The sequence below is a fragment of the Micromonospora sp. WMMD961 genome (genome assembly GCF_029626145.1).
GTDB lineage: Bacteria > Actinomycetota > Actinomycetes > Mycobacteriales > Micromonosporaceae > Micromonospora.
The window spans coordinates 3,940,304-3,955,325 of record NZ_JARUBJ010000002.1 but is presented as its reverse complement, the minus strand read 5'-3'; the positions used below and the strand labels follow the sequence as shown (position 1 = coordinate 3,955,325).

At 72.0% G+C, this 15,022-nt stretch carries 14 protein-coding genes; 7 read left to right on the top strand and 7 right to left on the bottom strand.

From position 1 onward, the window contains the following. Positions 1 to 201 precede the first annotated feature (201 nt). Entirely contained in the window at positions 202 to 1,470 is a 1,269-nt protein-coding gene (locus O7614_RS18045) for an Ig-like domain-containing protein (protein ID WP_278139628.1), read from the top strand. Positions 1,471 to 1,591: 121 nt separating this feature from the next. Here O7614_RS18045 and O7614_RS18040 read toward each other — a convergent pair whose 3' ends face one another. Further along, entirely contained in the window at positions 1,592 to 2,608 is a 1,017-nt protein-coding gene (locus O7614_RS18040) for an SMP-30/gluconolactonase/LRE family protein (RefSeq protein ID WP_278139627.1), read from the bottom strand. 281 nt (positions 2,609 to 2,889) lie between these two features. Between O7614_RS18040 and O7614_RS18035 the strand changes: the two genes are divergently transcribed. Further along, the gene (locus O7614_RS18035; RefSeq protein WP_278139626.1) at positions 2,890 to 3,276 is read left to right on the top strand and encodes an STAS domain-containing protein; all 387 of its coding nucleotides are present in this window, start codon (positions 2,890 to 2,892) and stop codon (positions 3,274 to 3,276) included. Positions 3,277 to 3,323: 47 nt separating this feature from the next. On the opposite strand, the gene O7614_RS18030 is transcribed toward O7614_RS18035, so the two are convergent. Both O7614_RS18030 and O7614_RS18025 read right to left on the bottom strand, forming a co-directional pair. Beyond that, positions 3,324 to 3,716 carry an FKBP-type peptidyl-prolyl cis-trans isomerase gene (locus tag O7614_RS18030; RefSeq protein ID WP_278139625.1) on the bottom strand — a complete coding sequence of 131 codons (393 nt, stop codon included), beginning with the start codon at positions 3,714 to 3,716 and terminating at the stop codon, positions 3,324 to 3,326. Between the two features lie 281 nt (positions 3,717 to 3,997). Continuing rightward, positions 3,998 to 4,555 carry a DoxX family membrane protein gene (locus O7614_RS18025; protein ID WP_278139624.1) on the bottom strand — a complete coding sequence of 186 codons (558 nt, stop codon included), beginning with the start codon at positions 4,553 to 4,555 and terminating at the stop codon, positions 3,998 to 4,000. A 189-nt stretch (positions 4,556 to 4,744) separates the two neighbouring features. On the opposite strand from O7614_RS18025, the gene O7614_RS18020 reads away from it, so the two are divergent. Then, positions 4,745 to 5,434, top strand: coding sequence for a CBS domain-containing protein (locus O7614_RS18020; RefSeq protein ID WP_278139623.1), 690 nt, complete (start codon positions 4,745 to 4,747; stop codon positions 5,432 to 5,434). Positions 5,435 to 5,626: 192 nt separating this feature from the next. Further along, on the top strand, positions 5,627 to 6,559 hold the full coding sequence (locus O7614_RS18015; protein ID WP_278139622.1) for a TerC/Alx family metal homeostasis membrane protein: 933 nt from the start codon (positions 5,627 to 5,629) through the stop codon (positions 6,557 to 6,559). Between the two features lie 31 nt (positions 6,560 to 6,590). Here the strand turns inward: O7614_RS18015 and O7614_RS18010 are convergent, their stop codons facing one another. From O7614_RS18010 to O7614_RS18000, 3 genes are read right to left on the bottom strand one after another with little or no spacing between them, the layout of a single operon-like run. Then, entirely contained in the window at positions 6,591 to 7,316 is a 726-nt protein-coding gene (locus O7614_RS18010) for a helical backbone metal receptor (RefSeq protein ID WP_278139621.1), read from the bottom strand. A 54-nt stretch (positions 7,317 to 7,370) separates the two neighbouring features. Next, positions 7,371 to 7,934, bottom strand: coding sequence for a hypothetical protein (locus O7614_RS18005; protein WP_278139620.1), 564 nt, complete (start codon positions 7,932 to 7,934; stop codon positions 7,371 to 7,373). Continuing rightward, positions 7,931 to 9,025 carry an Asp23/Gls24 family envelope stress response protein gene (locus O7614_RS18000; protein ID WP_278139619.1) on the bottom strand — a complete coding sequence of 365 codons (1,095 nt, stop codon included), beginning with the start codon at positions 9,023 to 9,025 and terminating at the stop codon, positions 7,931 to 7,933. Before O7614_RS18000 ends, O7614_RS18005 begins: the two co-directional genes overlap by 4 nt. A gap of 278 nt (positions 9,026 to 9,303) precedes the next feature. Here O7614_RS18000 and O7614_RS17995 point away from each other — a divergent pair, with 278 nt between their 5' ends. Continuing rightward, positions 9,304 to 10,185, top strand: coding sequence for a DUF2726 domain-containing protein (locus O7614_RS17995; RefSeq protein ID WP_278139618.1), 882 nt, complete (start codon positions 9,304 to 9,306; stop codon positions 10,183 to 10,185). A gap of 295 nt (positions 10,186 to 10,480) precedes the next feature. Then, positions 10,481 to 11,734: a hypothetical protein gene (locus tag O7614_RS17990; protein ID WP_278139617.1), complete on the top strand. Its 1,254-nt coding sequence runs from the start codon at positions 10,481 to 10,483 to the stop codon at positions 11,732 to 11,734. A gap of 132 nt (positions 11,735 to 11,866) precedes the next feature. Here O7614_RS17990 and O7614_RS17985 read toward each other — a convergent pair whose 3' ends face one another. Then, entirely contained in the window at positions 11,867 to 12,214 is a 348-nt protein-coding gene (locus O7614_RS17985) for an Lsr2 family protein (protein WP_278139616.1), read from the bottom strand. 370 nt (positions 12,215 to 12,584) lie between these two features. Between O7614_RS17985 and lon the strand changes: the two genes are divergently transcribed. Beyond that, complete coding sequence (lon, locus tag O7614_RS17980) at positions 12,585 to 14,915, top strand: endopeptidase La (RefSeq protein ID WP_278139615.1); 2,331 nt, start codon at positions 12,585 to 12,587, stop codon at positions 14,913 to 14,915. The last annotated feature ends 107 nt before the right edge of the window (positions 14,916 to 15,022 follow it).

Sequence of the window (15,022 nt, the reverse complement as noted above, 5' to 3'; positions counted from 1 at the left end):
CATCCGGACAGCCGGCGTTGCGTACGCGGAAGCAGAGCAAAGGGCACGACAGGTGCCGGTGGGCTCCTGTTCCACCATGCGGCGCATTGTCGGAAAACTGTGTCGACAAATGCGCGGCCAATTATTTCTGAATGCCGCAATCACGCACGCCCGGGAAGCGAGAATGTCGGCATAGGGAAGTCGAAAACGGGGGGACTGAACATGACGTGTAGGCGGCGATTGACGCTGTTGGCGGTAACCATCGCAGCCGCACCACTCGTCCTGGGTGGGTGCACCGTCGGCCGGGAGTCCGCGACCGGTTCGGACAAGAAGCACGCCGCCCCGCCGGAACTCGCCGTCACGCCGGGCGACAAGGCCCGGGACGTGCCGGTCAGTGCCGAGGTGGGCACCGTGGTCAAGGGTGGCCGGGTCACCGGCGTACGGCTGACCGACGACAAGGGCAAGCAGGTCGACGCCGAGCCGCGCGAGGACGGCTCGGGCTGGGTGCCGAGTGTTCCGTTGCAACCGAAAAGGACCTACACCGCCGAGGTGACCGCTACCGGTGATTCCGGTGCCACCACCACGCGCACCACGACCTTCACGACGATGGCCAAGTCGACCAAACCGCAGATCACCAGCACCCTCTATTTCGTCGGTAATCGGACGTACGGCACGGCGATGCCGGTTACCGTAGCGTTCGACCCGGCAATTCCAAAAGAGGCCAGAGCGGATGTTCAGCGGCGGTTGTTCGTGAAGACGAATCCTCCGCAGCCGGGCACCTGGTCGTGGATCGAGGACGGAAGTCAGGTCTATTACCGGGCGCCCGATTTCTGGAAGCCGGGAACGACGATCAGCGTCCGGGCCGGCCTGGAGGGCCTGCCGATCGGCAAGGACCGGGTTGGTGACGCCGAGCGGACCGCGACCTCCAAGATCGGACGTCAGGTCTCGCTGGAGATCGACAACGCCACCAAGCAGATGACGGTCCTGCGCGACGGGAAGCAGATCCGCCGGATTCCGGTCAGTCTGGGCAAGCCGAGTACGCCGAGTTCGAGCGGCAAGATGGTGATCATGGAGAAGCACGAGCGGACCACCTTCGACACCCGGGGTGAGCCGAACGGCGGCTACGTGGTCGACGTCGACGACGCCCAGCGCTACACCTGGGGCGGCGAGTTCATCCACTCCGCCCCCTGGTCGGAGGGGGATCAGGGCAACACGAACGTCTCACACGGCTGCGCCAACGTCTCCGCCACCGCGGCCGACTGGTTGATGGGGGTGACCCAGGTCGGGGACCTGGTCACCGTCAAGGGCACCGAGGTGGAACTGCAGCCGGGCAACGGTTGGACCGCGTGGAACGTTAGCTGGGACGAGTTCGCCCGAGGTAGTGCGCTGCCGGTGCCGCCCGGGCTCAAGCCCGCTCCGGTCGCTCCGGCCCACCCGGGCGCGGTGGCCGGAGGCTCGCCGGAACCGGCGCCCTCGGTCAGCGGTCGCTGAGACACCCGTTCGGCTCACCGGGCCGGTCCGCGCTGGCGGCCGGCCCGGTGCGGCCGCCTACGACCGACAGCGTCGGTCCCGTCGCCTACGGCCGAGCACCGTGCGCCAACGACGCCGGCGTTCACCCCAGGGGTACGCGGGCCACTCCCGGACCGGTCAGGCTGCCCAGCCAGAGGTGGTCGGCGTGCTGGCGTACCCCGGTGATCATCCAGTAGTGCCCGTTGGGGCCGTGCAGCGTCCGGCGGACCGTGCCGTCGCCGTCGACGAGCGCGACCAACCCGTAGCGGCGCGGTTGCGGCTGCATCGCGTCGGGCAGCAACGCGGCGAGCTGGCGCAGTCGCGGATGCGGCAGCAGCCGTTCGGCGATCGGCACGCGCGGGCTGGGCAGCGCTATCCAGTACGTTCCGTCGCCCACGGCGGCGAGGTTGTCCGGGTACGCGGGCAGGTCGGCCAGAACCCGTACGCCGCCGCCCAACTCGACGCGGAGCAGACGGTGGGTGCTGGTCTCCACCAGCATCAGGGCCGACTCGTCCGGGGTCAGCGCGATGCCGTTGGGGAAGTACAGCCCGTCGGCCACGACCTCGGTGCGGTGGCTGCCCGGTCGGTGGGCCAGCACCCGGCCGTTGGGGCGGTGCTCCAGCAGATCGCGCTTCCAGTGCGAGACCGGGAACCGGTCGGAGGAGTCGGTGAAGTAGATCGTGCCGTCCTGGGCCACCGTCGCGTTGTTGGCCAGGTGCACCGGAGGCGCGGTCCCGGTCAGTTCGCGCACCTCGCCGTCGGGGGTGACCCGCAGCAACCCGCGGTACGCGTCGCAGACGACCAGCGCCTCACCGGACGCGTCCACCTCGATGCCGAGCGGCCGGCCACCGGTCTCGGCCAGCAGCCGGGGTCGGGTGCCGGCCGGCGCGTCGACCGGCCACCACCAGAGCCGACCCTCCTCGTCGCCACTGATCACCCGGCCGGCGGCGTCGACCAGCACGTCCTCCGGACCGACGGCCCCCTCGGGAAGGGGCAGCAACTCGACGTGGTCGAGACGGCGGTCGGTGGCTGCCCACACTCCGGTCAACGCCGGAGGAACGGTCGCCGGCTCGCGGACGGGGCGGATCAGCCGCGGCGGCCGTTGCCGAGGGATCAGCATCGGCCTATTCTCCACCGCCGGTGCCGGCTGCCGTCGACCATCGCTCGCGGCGTGCCGATCACCGCGGTCACCGTCGTGTCGGAGGCGGGCGGGTGCCCCGCCGGCCCGCCCCCGGACCTCGGTGGCCTGCAGTGGCTCACCGTCTGGAGGGAGCGGAGCTGCAGGCCCCCTGGCTCCCCCCTCAGGGGGATGAGGGCCGTCTCGGGGTATGACCCTGGGCGTACCCGGAATCACTCCGCGGAGGGGCGAGACTGTCGTAGGTGGCGGCTAGATTTCTTGGCATGGGAGACGACAGCGACCGGCTCGACGTGCAGGTCAGCGTGGGTGACCAGGTGGTCGTCATGCGGGTGGCGGGCGAGATCGACATCGCCACGGTGGCGGCGTTCCGGTCGGCGTTGTGGTCCGCGCCGGCTCGCCGGGTGGTTCAGCTGGAGTTGTCCGATCTGCGGTTGCTCTCCGCCGCCGGCGTCCGGACGCTGCTCGCCGCGCACCTGCGCGTCCGGGCCTGCGGTGGTGAGCTGGTCCTGGTCGACCCGAGTCCGGTGGTGGCGCGGGTGCTCCGCGCCAGCGGTCTGCACCGCGTGATGCCGATCCTGGAGCCGGCCAAGGTGGTCAAGGCCGCGCGTCTGTCCGCAGCCGCGACCGCGGACCTGCAGTTGGCCGCCTGACCGGTGCGGGGTCGCCGGCGTGAGCCGACGACCCCGATGATGATCGGTCAGCGCACGCCGAGCAGGTCCACGACGAAGATCAGCGTCTCGCCGGGCTTGATCACACCGGCCGCGCCCCGGTCGCCGTACCCGAGGTGCGGCGGGATGGTCAGGCGGCGACGGCCGCCGACGCGCATGCCGACGACGCCCCGGTCCCAGCCGGCGATGACCTGACCGCCGCCGAGCGGGAACTCGAACGCCTCGCCCCGGTTCCACGACGAGTCGAACTCGGCACCGGTGGAGTGCGACACGCCGACGTAGTGCACGCTGACCAGCTGGCCCGCCTCCGCCTGCGGGCCGTCGCCCACGGTGATGTCCTCGATCACGAGGTCGGCGGGCGGTGCACCCTCGATCGGACCCACCTCGGGCTTGCCGGATCGGGCGCCTGCTGCCTGGTTCATGCGGGGATCTCCTGCCGTGTCGGGTGATGTGTCCGGTCACCGTCGATCCTGCCGGATCACACTTCACCGATGTGCGGCGGACCCGCTACCTGCTCGATCTCACCCCGGCTGCCGCACACGGTGCCCCGGGCGACACGTGCACGATCAGCGCGGTGTGAGCGGGGACCGGGCCGTCGACCGGGGGCGGTGCGGGTGCGAGAACGCGGCGACGCGGGATTCGGACACGCACTGGCGGGCGTCACCGTGGGTGGTGACGCCCGCTCAGGGGTGGCGCGCTGTGGTCAGCGCAGCCAGGGCAGCCGCTGGACGCTGGGCAGCGTCGCCCACACCCGGCCGAGGCCCCAGGTGTCGCCGGCGTTGACCAGCGCCAGGACCGCCAGCACCGCGGCGTAGATCAGGTGGTCGTCCATGAAGGGGTTGTTCTCCGGAGGCAGGACGGCGGTCCACATCAGGACCAGCAGCAGCCCGCCGGCCACGGCGGCGACCCGCATGCCGATGCCGAGCAGCAGGGCGACACCGATCCCGGCCAGGCCGACCATGAACAGCCAGTCCGCCCAGGCGGCACCGGCGATCCCGGTGTACATGTCCTTGAACGGGCCCGTCACCCCGAAGGTCAGGAAGCCCTTGGTGGGGCTGCCGCCGTTGATCCAGGCGTTCTTCGACTCGGTGGCCATCCCGAGGCCGAACATCTTGTCGACGAACGCCCAGAGGAAGATCCAGCCGAGCGCCAGTCGGGTGCCGGCAAGGATGTACCGGACGGCCCGCTCTGCAGTGGTGCCGGCCGTCGGAGCGGTGTTCTCGACGGTGACCCGGTCGGTCGTCGCGGTCATGGTATCCACGTCCCTTCTCAGTCTCGCACCGCACTTCCCGGTGGCATCTCCAGTGGACGCCCACGGCGCTCCCGGCGGCAGGGCCGACAGACCGCACCGGCCCGGGACGTTGGACCCCCTCCGGTCCGGTCCGGCGGCCCTGACGGTGGCTGTCGCGCGGTCGTAGCGTCCGAGGTGGACGAGGAAGGTGAGGTCGTGATGAGGACCTGGCAGGTTGGCGATGTGATGACCCGGGAGGTCGAGACCGTGGCCGTCGAGACCCCGTACCGCGAGATCGTCGACGTGCTGCTGCGCCGCGGGGTCAGCGCGGTGCCGGTGATCGACGGGTTCCGCCGGGTGCTGGGCGTGGTGTCCGAGGCCGACCTCCTGCACCGCGTCGAGTGCGCCGGCGAGCCGGCGCTGCGCCGGGTCTTCGAGAGCCGGCGTCGGCGTGGTGCCCGGGCCAAGGGTGCCGCGCTGCTCGCGGGGGACCTGATGACCGCTCCGGCGATCACCGCGCACGCGGAGACGCCGTTGTCGGCCGCCGCTCGGCTGATGGACCACGAGCAGGTCAAGCGGCTACCCGTCCTGGACGATCTCGGCCGGTTGGTCGGCATCGTCAGCCGTGGTGACCTGTTGCGGGTGCACCTGCGTTCGGACGCCGCGATCCGCGAGGACGTGGTGCAGGAGGTGCTGCGGCGGGTGCTTGCCGTGCGGGACGGGCTGGTGACGGTCGAGGTCCGACACGGTGACGTGACACTCGCCGGTCGGGTGGACCGACGCTCCGCCGTCGACCTCGCCGGTCGGCTCGCGGGCCAGGTCAGCGGTGTCGTGCGGGTGATCAACAGGATCACCTACGACGCCGACGACACGGTCTGCGATCCGGCCCAGGTGATGCCGGTCGCCTGAGTGCCGTCCGCCCCACGCCACCACCCCGCCGGCACCTCGGCGCCCGTGGCTGTCGCTGCGACGTCTCGACGAGGGCCGAGTTCGCCGGACCGCCGGCGTCGGATCGGCCGTTCGCCTAGGCTCGGGAACGGCCGGCCGGCGGGGTGACGGGGCGCGCACCGTGGCCGGTGCGGAAGGGCTTCGGTGGCGGAGGTGACAGTCACGGTCCCGCTGTGGGCCTGGGCGGCGGTCGGCGCGGCGATCGCCGTGATGCTCGCCGTGGACGTGCTCCTGCACCGCGACAACCACGTCATCGAGCTACGCGAGGCGCTGCTCTGGAGCGCCGTCTGGATCAGCGCGGGCCTGCTGTTCGGTGTGGTCGTCTGGTGGGGGCTCGGCGGCGACCCCGCCATCGCCTACTTCTCCGGGTACCTGCTGGAGAAGGCGCTCTCGGTGGACAACGTGTTCGTCTTCGCCCTGCTCTTCGGCTACTTCCAGGTGCCGGCCGGCTACCAGCACAAGGTGCTGTTCTGGGGAGTCGTGGGGGCGCTCGTCTTCCGGCTGCTGTTCATCCTCGCCGGTGCCGAGCTCCTGGACCGGCTCAGCTGGGCCGGGTTCGTGCTGGGCGCGTTCCTGATCTGGACCGGCTGGCGGCTCGCCGTACGCGGGAAGCCGGACGTCGACCCGGAACGCAACGTCGTGGTCCGGCTGTTCCGGAAGCTGGTGCCCACCGACGCGCGCTACCACGGCGACCGGTTCACGGCCCGGGTGGACGACCGGCGGGTGGCGACGCTGCTGCTGGTGGCGCTCGTCGCCATCGAGGCCACCGACGTGGTGTTCGCCGTCGACTCGGTGGCGGCCATCCTCGCCATCACCACCAACACCTTCCTGGTCTGGACGGCCACCGCATTCGCCGTGCTGGGGCTGCGCAGCCTCTACTTCTGCCTCGCCGGCCTGCTGCGACACTTCGGTTACCTGCGGTACGGACTCGCGTTGCTGCTGGCGTTCGCCGGGCTGAAACTCGTCCTCGCCGAGACTCCGGTGGGCAAACTGCCGGTCGGGTTGACCCTCGCGGTGGTGGTGCTGACCCTGGGGATCTCCATCGGCGCCAGCCTCCTGGCCGCGCGGCGCGCCCCGGCCGGCTGACGTGTCGGTCACCTGACCAGCACGGGTCGGGTCAACCGGCCAGCACCGGCCGGGAGAGCTGGTCGGCCAGGAGTGCGGGCGCCTCGGCGAGTGGGGGGCCGTACCAGGTGAGATGTCGACCGGAGAGCAGTACGCACGGTACACCGGGAAAAGCCTCGGGCCCGTCGTCGGCGGTGAATGTGTACGGCTCATCGGGCAGCACCACCAACTCGGGCCGCCGTTCGCGCAGTTCGGCGAGGGTGGGGCGGGGATAACGCTCCGGGTGCTCGTCGTAGGCGTTGACCACGCCGAGCCGACGCAGCACGTCACCGGCGAACGTGTCGCCGCCGAGCACCACCCACGGCCGACGCCACACCGGCACCACCGCCCGGCGGGACGGCGTCAGCCGGGGCGGTTCGTCCCAGGCCTGCCGGGCCGTGCGCAACCAGGCCGGCTCCGTCGGCGCGCCCAACTCGGCGAGCAGGTCGCCCAGCTCGGTCAACGCGCCCGCGACGGTACGCGGATAGGTGACCCGCACCGGTACGCCGGCCGCCCGCAGCGTTTCCGCGTCCGCCCGCCGGTTCTCCTCCACGTTCAGTAGCACGAGGTCCGGCCGCAGCGCGCGAACCCGGTCCAGGTCCGGGTACTTGCTGCCGCCGACCCGGCTGACGTCGAGCCCGGCCGGGTGGCTGCACCAGTCGGTGGCCCCGACCAGCACTCCCGGCAGGGTCAGCGCCACCGCCTCGGTCAGTGACGGCACCAACGACACCACCCGCATCCGCGTACCTCCCGTTCCGGCACCGATCATGCCCGTCCGATCGGCGCGACGCGGTCAGGGCGGGCCCGGCTCGATGCGGGCGGTCACGTCGAGGTGCGCGGGCACGCAGCCGGCGGTCGTCGCGAACCGGCGGACCGCGGCGTCGACGTGTTCGCGTACGTCGTCGGCCGGCGCGTCGGCCGCCAGATCCACCCGGATCCACACGTCGGGTCGCTGCGGCGTACCGGTGAGCACCACCCGTGCGCGGCGTACCCCGGATTCGACGGTCGTCAGGTCGCGCTCCAGTGCGCCGACCAGCACGTCGGTGGCCAGGCGGGTACGGCCGGGGCGGTGGCCGGGGTGGCTCAGCACGCCGCGTAGTGCCTGGCGGGGTCGCCGCAGCTCACCCGCCAACAGGCGCTGCCCCGCGAGGGCGGCGACCACGCCGGTGACCGCTGCGGCCAGGGTGCTCCACGGCGCGGCCGTTCGCCACGCGTCGAGCAGCCCCGCGTCGAGCAGCGTCGCGTCCGGATCGTCGCCGGGCAGCGCGCCGACGCTGACCCACATCGCTGTCGTTCCGAGCGCCACCAGCACCAACGCGACGACCGTCCACAGCAGACGGTGTGCGGCGTCGGTCATGCCGGCCGCCGGCGGGGAAGCAGCCGGATCTCGACTCGGCCGGTGCGGGGCGCGGCGAGCCGGCGCAGCTCCTGGCGCACGGCGAACTCGACCTCCGCGTGCGCGGCGGGATCACCGGTGGCGCGCACGCGGGGACGCCACTGGTCAGCGCGCCGCCGGACGCGCACCCGAGCCCGGCGGACACCGGGCACGGTCCCGGCCGCGAGGGTCAGCCGGCGTTCCACGCACCGTCTGCGGAGGTGCCACCCGTCCCGCTCGTCGAGGCGCAGCCGGGCCGGTCTCCAGCGGCGCAGTTGGGCGACCAGGATGACCAGGCCCAGTAGCACGGCCGCGCCGGCGCCGGTGCGGACGTCCGGGTCGTGCCACCGGGTGCCGGTCAGCGCGTCGTACCAGCGGGTGCGGGCGAGCAGGGAGGCCGGCCGGCCCAGTGTGACCAGCAGCGCCTGCACGGCCAGCACTACCCCGCCGGCCAGTAGGACGACGGCCAGCAGCGACGAGGCGGCCCGGTTGACCACGCGCATGCCCGCTTCGGGGCGCCGGACCGGCCGTCCCGTGTGGGCATGGTCCGCCCCGGGGACGATCAGGTCGTCCACCGTGATGGTCACGGTGGCCACGGTGAGCCCGGTCTCGGCGGCAAGCCGGTCGGCGACGGCGATCCGGACGGCCTCGGCGACGGCGGGCACGCTGTGCCCGTACGTGCCGACCAGGTGCAGGTCGAGTCCCACGGCGTCGTCGACCAGCCGGACGGTGGCCGGGTGGGCGTCGGTGACGCCGGGCACCTGGCGGGCCGCGTCGGCAGCGATGCGTGCGACGTCCGCTGTCCCGGCGGTGCGGTGCTGCGGCGGGCGTCGGCTGCGGGTACCGGCGCCCGGGTTCCCGGCGTTCGGCGCGGGGCCGGCCGGCGGCGCGGACGGACCGGCGGCCACGGGTCGTGGTGGCAGTCGATGGTGACGTGCCGCTCGATCGGTACGGGGGCGTCGGAGGATGGTCGGATCACCGGCCAGGCGAGGTCGACGGGCGCGCGGGTCGTCCCGGCGTTGGCGGGCGTCCCGACCGCTGCCGGTGCGGGTGCCGAGCTGCTGTCGCGACATGCTGACCTCCCGGCCGGTCCGCTACCGGCGACTCCGCTGGATACACCCCAACCGGCTCCCTGGAACACGGCATGCCTGTGACCTACGTCACAGGCGGCGGTGAAGCGTCGACCGGCGGGAACCGATCCGGCAGAAGCACATCGCCGCGGGCATGGCGACGGGCATCGCCGAGTGGCGGGCGGGCGCCGAGCACGGGGCGGGCGTGCCGCCGAGGCGTACGTCATGATCGACCGCCTAGACTCGGCGCGGCTCGACCGACCGGCGGATGGATCAGGCAGATGACGAGCATCGGCAGCGACGACCGTGGTTGGCTGCGGGCGGTATCCGCCGAGGGCGGGCACGACACGCTGCTCAGCCGCGCCGGCCAGCGGGTCCATCCGAACCGCCGGCTCAGTGACCTGGTCCAGGGGCGGCCGCCTGGTGTCACCGGCAGCCAGTGGAGTTCGGCCAGCCGTGCCAGCTTCGACTTCGTGGTCTGTTCCGCCGAGACCGGCCGCGCGATCGTCGCCGTGGAGATCGGCCCGGTCGCCTCCGCCGGCTCGGCGGAGAAGCGCGTCGAGCGGCTGAAGGACGCCGTGAGCGAGGCCGTCGGCCTGCCCGTGCTGCGAATCGGTTCTGCGACGTTGCGGGCGGCCGAGCACGGGCGCCGCCTCGTGGAGTACGTGATCGACGCGCGCGCCTACGCCGCGGGCGGTGCCGGCGTGGCCGCCTCCGGCGACGAACCGGAGCCGGTGGGTTTCCGGGACATCCTCGGTCGGCTGCCGGACGGCCGGACCGGAGCGGTCAACGACCTCGGGGCGCTGACCCGCGCGGCGGCGGTCGACGCCTACGTGGCCGGGCGGGTGGCCGACCCGATCGTGCGGGGACTGCACGTGCGCTGGGCGGACGGGCCGGCGCAGGGGTGGAGTTGGGTGCACGTACGCCCCGACGCGTGCCTCGTCGAGCGCGTCTCGGTGACCGAGCACCGCTTCTCCTGCGGTGTCGACCCGGCCCGGCTGGCGGAGGACCTCGCCACGGTCGCCGTCGGGGATCGGCTGCGGCAGAACGCCGTGGCCGACCTGGTGCCGCGCGCCGAGTTGACCGCGCAGATCGTCGCGCTGAGTCGGCGCCACGACGAACTGGTCGGCGGGTTCGCCTTCGACCACCTCTGCGCCGACTGAGCGGCGCCCGTTCCACCTGCTGATTCCCCGCGCCGCAGCGGCCCCGTACCGGGCCGCGGCAATTTCCTGTGAGTCTGTTGAACCTTCCCGGTCGCCGCCCCGTACTCCTGCGCGAATGAACAGGATCTCCCCACTCGCGTCGTCGGGGCGCGGGGGACGGTGTGGAAAGGGCATCGTCGGCCATCGACGCATTACCTGGTAGGTCACGGTGGTCGACTCCGTGGCGCGCCATCTCACATCCGTCGGTCCGCCGAGGGCAGGAATCCACTACCGGATCGAGAAGGAGAGCAATTCGATGCGCAGGTCCACACGGGCGCGCCGGTCATCCGGCAACGCGCGGAGCAAGCGTCTGCTGGCCGTTGTCGGCACGCTCGTGGTCTTCGGCGGAGTCGTCGCCGTGACCCAGATTTCGTCGGCCCAGGACCGGCGGACAAATAAGCCCCGCCCGGCCGCCGGGCAATGCGTGGAACCGAGCCCCGGCGCGACCGCGCCAACCGGTGCCGGCTCCACCAGCCGAACGTGGCAGAACGGTCGGTGGGTGCGCAACCACTGGGGTGACGGCCAGCAGTCGGTCCCCGAGTGTGAGGACGGCAAGGACGGCACGGTCGGCACCGGCACGGCCATCGCCTGCCCGGACGTGACGGCCAAGCTGCCGCAGGTGCCGGACCGGGCGCGGGCCGAGGTGGACCGCAACCTCGCCCAGTTGCAGGCACAGATCGCCGAGGCGGACCGTCGCCTCGCCGCCGAGGGCAACAAGGGGGAGGCGTTCATCCGCAACGCGATCCTGCAGCCGCTGGCCGGCAAGCGGCGGGCGGTGCTGGACCGGATCACGACCGCTATCGACCGTGTCGGTCCCCGACCGCAGGGTCTGGCGGAACTCGCCACGTGCACGGTGCAGCCGACCAACAACGGTGGCGGGAACAACGGCGGCGGCACCACCCCCAGCACCACCCCAGGTGGCAACAACGGTGGCGGGAACAACGGCGGCAACGCCCCCGGCGCCGGTCTCGGCGTGCTGGCCAACGACTGCGAAGAGAGCCGCCTCCAGCCGCACGACGGCTTCCAGACCGGCAACCGCTGCGTGAGCACCGAGTTCGGTGAGGTCGGCGCCGCGGCGAACAACCCGTCGCTGCTCATCACCCAGTTCCCTCAGCAGGTCGGCCAGAACCAGGCCTTCACCCTGCGGGTCAGCACCCGCAACCTGGTCCGCGACCGCTTCCTGGCGGCCGGTCAGGGGGGCTACTACGTGGAGAGCTCGCTGCTCAACGCCCAGGGCCTGGTCCGGGGTCACTTCCACACCGCGTGCCGGATGTTGGACAGCCTGACCACCCCGCCGGAGCCGCAGGAGGTGCCCGCGTTCTTCGTCGCGACCGAGGACGGCCGCGGTGGGGCCCAGCCCGACGAGGTGACCATCCAGGTTCCGGGCCTGCCGGAGTCGGGCACCGCGCAGTGCTCCGTCTGGGCCGGTGACGGGTCACACCGTCTGCCGATGATGGAGCGGGCCAACCAGACCCCGGCGTTCGACTCGGTGCGCATCACCGTCAACTGAGCGGACGCGCCAACGGCGGCCGGTCACCCGGGGCGACAACCCCTGGGTGACCGGCCGCCGCGTCGTCCCGACGCCCGGACAAGTCGACGGGGCCCCGCCGTTTCCGGCAGGGCCCCGTCGTCGCCTCGTGCGTCAGCGGTTCTTGTACGCCTCGACGACCTCGACCGGGATCCGACCCCGTTCCGAAATCTTGTAGCCGTTCTTGACGGCCCATTCCCGGATTGCTCGGTTCTGCTCGCGATCCATTCCCGCGCCGGCGGGTCGCCCTGGACGCCGGGCTGAGCGGGTGCCCTCCACCGGGCCGCGCCCGATCCGACGACCCGCATTGATGTACGGATCCAGCGCCTTGCGCAGGACGCCTGCATTCTCGTCCGAGACGTCGATCGTGTAGGCGACGCCGTCGAGACTGAACTCGACCGTCCGATCGGCCTTCCCACCGTCGAGGTCGTCGGTCAGGACCGTGATTACTTTTCTCGCCATTGCCGATTACTCCCTGTGTGCGGCGGGATGTGTCCAAAGTCTGACCTATCACCCCGGTAATCCGCAACAATATGCGTCCCATTCATTCGGCGCGTCGCGATTCCGTTACCCAGCAAAACCGTGAATCGGGGCGATGAAGTGGCCTCATTCGCCGAGCAGGCCGGTGCGCCCGGAGATGGCCGCCGCCTCCGCCCCGGTGGGAACCCGAACGTGCCCGGCGGTCATTCATTTCACCGTCCGCTCGGACAGGTGGAGTTCGTCGGCGATGTCGGACCGGGTCCTACAGTGGCGTGGGTCACAGACCGGAACAAGGGGAACGCTTTGTTACTTGAGCCAGACACGCTCAACTCAACGTGATGGCAGGTGTTCGATGGCAACTCTTCCGGTACTTCCCCTGACCGACGCCGTGCTGCTGCCCGGGATGGTCATCCCGGTGACCCTCGACCCGTCCACCCAGGCCGCGATCGACGCCGCTCGCGCGACCGGCGACCGCAAGCTGCTCGCCGTGCCACGGATCGACGGTGAGTACGGCCCGGTCGGCGTGGTCGCCACCATCGAGAAGGTCGGCCGGCTGCCCGAGGGCGAGCCCGCCGCCGTCATCCGTGGCCTGTCCCGGGCCCGGATCGGCTCCGGAGTGCCCGGCCCCGGCGCCGCCCTCTGGGTCGAGGCGACCGAACTCGACGAACCCGCCTACGCCGGTCGGGCCCGGGAACTCGCCCGCGAGTACCGCGCCCTGGTGACCTCGGTGCTTCAGCAGCGGGGCGCCTGGCAGGTCATCGACGCGGTGGAGCGGATGACCGACCTCTCCGAGCTGGCCGACTCGGCCGGGTACGCGCCCTGGCTGACCCTGGAGCAGAAGACCGAACTGCTCGCCGCGCCGGACGTCACCTCCCGACTGGAGCTGCTGGTCGGCTGGGTGAAGGACTACCTGGCCGAGCAGGAGGTCACCGAGCAGATCAACAGTGACGTCCGCGAGGGGCTGGAGAAGTCCCAGCGGGAGTTCCTGCTGCGCCAACAGCTCGCCGCGATCCGCAAGGAGCTGGGCGAGGACGAGCCGGACGGCTCCGCCGACTACCGGTCCCGGGTCGAGTCCGCCGAGCTGCCGGAGAAGGTCCGCGAGGCGGCCATGCGCGAGGTCGGCAAGCTGGAGCGGGCCAGTGACGCCTCCCCGGAGGCGGGCTGGATCCGCACCTGGCTGGACACCGTGCTCGAGATGCCGTGGGGTACGCGTACCGAGGACAACACCGACCTGGCCGCGGCCCGGGCGGTGCTCGACGCCGACCACGCCGGCCTGGCCGACGTGAAGGACCGCATCCTGGAGTACCTGGCGGTGCGCAACCGGCGGGCCGAGCGCAACCTCGGCGTGGTCGGCGGACGCGGCTCCGGCGCGGTGCTCGCCCTCGCCGGTCCTCCCGGGGTCGGCAAGACCAGCCTCGGCGAATCCGTGGCGCGGGCGCTCGGCCGCAACTTCGTCCGGGTGTCGCTCGGCGGTGTCCGCGACGAGGCGGAGATCCGCGGTCACCGGCGCACCTACGTGGGCGCGCTGCCCGGCCGGATCGTCCGCGCGCTGCGCGAGGCCGGCTCGATGAACCCGGTCGTGCTCCTCGACGAGGTGGACAAGCTGGCCGCCGGCTACGCCGGTGACCCCGCCGCCGCCCTGCTGGAGGTGCTCGACCCGGCGCAGAACCACACCTTCCGGGATCACTACCTGGAGGTCGACCTCGACCTGTCCGACGTGCTCTTCCTGGCCACCGCGAACGTGGTGGAGTCCATCCCCGGCCCGCTGCTGGACCGGATGGAACTGGTCATGCTGGACGGCTACACCGAGGACGAGAAGGTCGCCATCGCCCGGGACCACCTGCTGCCCCGGCAGCGGGAGCGGGCCGGGTTGACCGCCGACGAGGTGGAGATCGCCGACGAGGCGCTCGCGCTGATCGCCGGGGAGTACACCCGGGAGGCCGGCGTCCGGCAGCTCGAACGGGGCCTGGCCAAGATCCTGCGCAAGGTGGCGGTGACGTTGGCGACCGACCCGTCGCCGGTACGCGTCGACACCGACAACCTCACCGGCTACCTGGGGCGACCGAAGTTCACCCCGGAGTCGGCCGAGCGCACCGCGGTGCCCGGCGTGGCGACCGGCCTCGCCGTCACCGGCGCCGGTGGGGATGTGCTCTTCATCGAGGCGACCAGCATGGAGGGCGAGCCGGGGCTGACCCTGACCGGCCAGCTCGGCGACGTGATGAAGGAGTCGGCGCACATCGCGCTGTCGTACCTGCGCTCCAACGGGCGACGGTTCGGCATCGACCCGAACGCCCTGGCGGGACGCCGGATCCACGTCCACTTCCCGGCGGGCGCGGTGCCCAAGGACGGCCCGAGCGCCGGCATCACCATGGTGACCGCCCTGGCATCGCTGGTCACCGGCCGGCCGGTCCGCCCCGAGTTCGGGATGACCGGTGAGGTGACGCTCTCCGGCCGGGTGCTGCCGATCGGCGGGGTGAAGCAGAAACTGCTCGCCGCGCACCGGGCCGGCCTCACCGAGGTCATCATCCCGGCGCGTAACGAGCCCGACCTGGACGACCTGCCGACCGAGGTGCGCGAGGCGCTGACCGTGCACACCCTGGCCGACGTGGCCGACGTGCTCGCCCTGGCACTGACCCCGGCCGACGTCCCGGCGCTGGACGGTCCGGCGCTCTTCACCGTCTGACGCTCCGAACGCGGAGAACCCCCGCCGTTTCTGACGGCGGGGGTTCCCTTGTGTACGCGCGGGGAGGTCTACTGTCTCGCTTGAGCCCTCAACTACCTCTTCGCCGC

Bases quoted from the DNA above. Each gene is read 5' to 3' on its own strand.
- O7614_RS18045 (WP_278139628.1), top strand. From the start codon at position 202: ATGACGTGTAGGCGGCGATTGACGCTGTTGGCGGTAACCATCGCAGCC.
- O7614_RS18040 (WP_278139627.1), bottom strand. From the start codon at position 2,608: ATGCTGATCCCTCGGCAACGGCCGCCGCGGCTGATCCGCCCCGTCCGC.
- O7614_RS18035 (WP_278139626.1), top strand. From the start codon at position 2,890: ATGGGAGACGACAGCGACCGGCTCGACGTGCAGGTCAGCGTGGGTGAC.
- O7614_RS18030 (WP_278139625.1), bottom strand. From the start codon at position 3,716: ATGAACCAGGCAGCAGGCGCCCGATCCGGCAAGCCCGAGGTGGGTCCG.
- O7614_RS18020 (WP_278139623.1), top strand. From the start codon at position 4,745: ATGAGGACCTGGCAGGTTGGCGATGTGATGACCCGGGAGGTCGAGACC.
- O7614_RS18010 (WP_278139621.1), bottom strand. From the start codon at position 7,316: ATGCGGGTGGTGTCGTTGGTGCCGTCACTGACCGAGGCGGTGGCGCTG.
- O7614_RS18005 (WP_278139620.1), bottom strand. From the start codon at position 7,934: ATGACCGACGCCGCACACCGTCTGCTGTGGACGGTCGTCGCGTTGGTG.
- O7614_RS18000 (WP_278139619.1), bottom strand. From the start codon at position 9,025: ATGTCGCGACAGCAGCTCGGCACCCGCACCGGCAGCGGTCGGGACGCC.
- O7614_RS17995 (WP_278139618.1), top strand. From the start codon at position 9,304: ATGACGAGCATCGGCAGCGACGACCGTGGTTGGCTGCGGGCGGTATCC.
- O7614_RS17990 (WP_278139617.1), top strand. From the start codon at position 10,481: ATGCGCAGGTCCACACGGGCGCGCCGGTCATCCGGCAACGCGCGGAGC.
- O7614_RS17985 (WP_278139616.1), bottom strand. From the start codon at position 12,214: ATGGCGAGAAAAGTAATCACGGTCCTGACCGACGACCTCGACGGTGGG.
- lon (WP_278139615.1), top strand. From the start codon at position 12,585: ATGGCAACTCTTCCGGTACTTCCCCTGACCGACGCCGTGCTGCTGCCC.